The organism is Fibrobacter sp. (assembly GCF_017545445.1).
Taxonomy (GTDB): Bacteria; Fibrobacterota; Fibrobacteria; order Fibrobacterales; family Fibrobacteraceae; genus Fibrobacter.
This window is the reverse complement of sequence record NZ_JAFWOM010000028.1, coordinates 1-2103: the sequence shown is the minus strand read 5'-3', so window position 1 is coordinate 2103 and position 2103 is coordinate 1. Positions and strand designations below refer to the sequence as shown.

Genomic DNA, 2103 nt, shown 5'->3' with positions numbered 1-2103 from the left:
CATAATCCGCATTATCGGCAATTAAAATATAAAAAAAGGGGTGAGGGGTTTAACCGAATCGTTTCATTATTAAACGTAATTAATGGTTTGATGATTGGCACGTTTTTTGCTAAATTTGGGTCGAAAATGTAAAACACTCGCCCGAAAGGCGAATTTAAAGGAATTTTATTATCATGGCAGAAAATATAGACGAAAGACAAGAGACTAAAGACGGAAGTAATTCTTCTTCGGAACAGGCAAAGTTTGAACAGGATGTTCTGAATGCCGCCCAGGAAGCAATGAACTCAGACGCAAGCGCGTCAGAGGCAATAGACGAAAGCAGCGCAGAGACAAAAGAAGGTGATGCCGAAAATTCTGCCGAGCAGTCCGCCGAAGAAAAGCCGACTTCCCCTGCGGATGAAGCTGCCAAAGAAACAGATGCAAAAAGTGCGGAAATCGAAGCCCTTAAGGTTGCTCTTGCCGAAGCGAACAATCGCCATTTGCGCTTGATGGCCGAATTCGACAATTTCCGTCGCCGCAGCGCCAAGGAACAGCTCGAACTCATCGAGACGGCGAATGGCAAGCTCCTCGAAAAACTTTCTGAAGTGCAGGACAATTTCGAACGCGCTTTTGCTGCCGAGAACAAGGCCCAGGACCTCGAAGCCTTTGAAAAGGGCATGCAGATGATTTACAACCAGTTCGCCAAGGTCCTCACGGACGCAGGCCTCGAACAAATCGACCCGACAGGCAAGGAATTCGACCCGAATTTGCACGAAGCTCTGATGCAGCAGCCTAGCGAAACCATTCCCGAAGGCCATGTGGTCACTGTTTTCCAGAAAGGCTACAAGCTTAAGAACAAGATCTTGAAGACTGCAAAGGTTATTGTTTCTTCGGGAAAGTAATATCGCGGCAAATAGATAGCGGATCAAGTCCGCGATGACGCTAAAAATGGAGTAACAGATGCCGGATCGGAGTCCGGCATGACAGACTAAAATGAGAAAACTTCATCCTTTTATTATAGTCTCCCCCACGGGAAATTACTGTTTCTTAATGCACCGGACGGACAATCCAAATTCTTCGTACGTTTCATCGTAAGAAACGCTGGAGCGTCCGTTTTCAAGCATAACGCTTCGGGCATTGTTCGCTCTCACTTCGTCTCGCGTCCAGAAGTAAGCGTATTCTTCAAAAAAGCTGGAATAGCCCATGAAATAATATCCGCCATGAATGTCCGTGATAAAGCCTCGTGAAATCAAGGATTCCGCAGCGGAGGCTCCCCCGCCGAACGAAGCGAGCAAGCTGTCAAAATCGGCCTTGGACGGGAGTTCCCAGCCTTCAGGGCATGCAACCATGGCGACATTCCAAGCGTAAAGTCTCCCCCACTTTTCGCAATAAGCCGCGCTGTCATTAAAGCAATGCGTTCGACTGTATAGCGAATCCGCTTCGTCAATGTAATTCAGATTTTCGGCCATCCAGACTCGCCCGCCAATTTCCATCGTTTTGTAAGACCGGGAATCACGAGAATCAATGAATCCGTTTGCATACGTCGCTCGCGATGGCGACTCAGAATCAGAGCAAGCGCATAAAAACAAAATTGTCAAAAATTTAAAAAATTTCATTATCCACTAAATTATAGGTTCAGAGGCGGCCTCATCAAGAGTGTTTCTTCAAAAATATGTTTTTTTTTGAAGAATCTCTTGCGTAGAAGCATTTGATTTGCTAGATTTGCACCCGATGAAAATTTCGGAGTCCATTGAAGCACACTTGAGTACAGCCGTTGCAGCCATTTCGCAACGGAATCAGGCAACACTTTCTGGACATTTGATTTTTATTTCTGTTTTTAAATTTTTTAATTATATGGCAAAAGCTTTTGGCTTTTGCCTTTCTTTTTATTCGGCCCTTCGGCTGGTTCGACAGGCTCACCAACCTTATCAGGGACCTATGTCAACAACACAGGGCTATCCTGTCGAAAATTTTTTTAGGGAGATAAAGTATGCCTAAGCGTACCGACATCAAGAAGATTATGCTCATTGGTTCTGGCCCGATTGTGATTGGCCAGGGCTGCGAATTCGACTACTCCGGCGTGCAGGCTTGCAAGGTGCTCCGTCGTGAAGGTTACGAAGTGGT

Annotated in this window: 3 protein-coding genes; 2 read left to right on the top strand and 1 reads right to left on the bottom strand. The window is 45.9% G+C overall.

Going from position 1 to position 2103, the window contains the following annotated elements:
- Nucleotides 1–173: 173 nt before the first annotated feature.
- Entirely contained in the window at nucleotides 174–881 is a 708-nt protein-coding gene (gene grpE, locus IKG78_RS03580; RefSeq protein ID WP_290939416.1) for a nucleotide exchange factor GrpE, read from the top strand.
- A 135-nt stretch (nucleotides 882–1016) separates the two neighbouring features.
- Here grpE and IKG78_RS03575 read toward each other — a convergent pair whose 3' ends face one another.
- Nucleotides 1017–1595 carry an FISUMP domain-containing protein gene (locus tag IKG78_RS03575; protein WP_290939414.1) on the bottom strand — a complete coding sequence of 193 codons (579 nt, stop codon included), beginning with the start codon at nucleotides 1593–1595 and terminating at the stop codon, nucleotides 1017–1019.
- A gap of 115 nt (nucleotides 1596–1710) precedes the next feature.
- Between IKG78_RS03575 and IKG78_RS03570 the strand changes: the two genes are divergently transcribed.
- Complete coding sequence (locus tag IKG78_RS03570; RefSeq protein WP_290939411.1) at nucleotides 1711–1977, top strand: hypothetical protein; 267 nt, start codon at nucleotides 1711–1713, stop codon at nucleotides 1975–1977.
- Nucleotides 1978–2103 lie beyond the last annotated feature (126 nt).